The 682-nt window shown below is 65.4% G+C and carries 1 protein-coding gene; it reads left to right on the forward strand.

Annotated features, from left to right (window positions below; all coding sequences use genetic code 11):
- Window positions 1-682, forward strand: a 682-nt coding sequence (locus NR201_RS22475; RefSeq protein WP_256850188.1) for an Ig-like domain-containing protein, incomplete at both ends; no start/stop codon positions are given.

Genomic DNA, 682 nt, shown 5'->3' on the forward strand with positions numbered 1-682 from the left:
GCAGCGGTGGACGCGGACGGCAAGTGGAGCTGGACGCCGGAGCAGGATATGGCGGACGGCACCTCTCACGACCTGACGGTTGCGGCGGTGGACGCGGCGGGCAATGAGGGCCCGCAGGCAGACGGCGACTGGAGCTTTACCGTTGACACCTCGGTGCCGGATAACCAGACATCGGGTTTAGTGGCGGACAGCATCACACTGACAGATGACGTCGGTCCGGTACAGGGCAAGATTGAAGATGGCTCTGTCACTGACGATGCACGTCCGACCTACTCAGGCACGACTACCGCAGACATCAGTTACGTCAATATCTACGACAGTGGCAAGCTGATCGGCAGCGCAGCGGTAGAGGCGGACGGCAAGTGGAGCTGGACGCCGGACAGCACGATGAGCAGCGGGGCGCACGCCCTGACGGTCGCGGCGGTGGACGCGGCGGGCAATGAAGGCCCGCAGGTAAGCGGCACGGCGGATGCAGCGTGGGACTTCAGCGTCCTGACCAGCGCCCCGGCGCAGCCGGCGATTGAAAACGTGGTGGACGACTACAGCCAGGGTGAAGACGCGGACAGCGGCTTCCTGCAGAAGGGCCAGTTCACCAACGACGGCATGCTGACGCTGAACGGCACCGCGGGCGCGGGGCTGACGGTCATCGTGTGGGCCACGGATGCGGACGGCAACCGGGTAA

Source organism: Pantoea sp. Fr-CA_6 (assembly GCF_024520895.1).
GTDB lineage: Bacteria > Pseudomonadota > Gammaproteobacteria > Enterobacterales > Enterobacteriaceae > Pantoea > Pantoea agglomerans.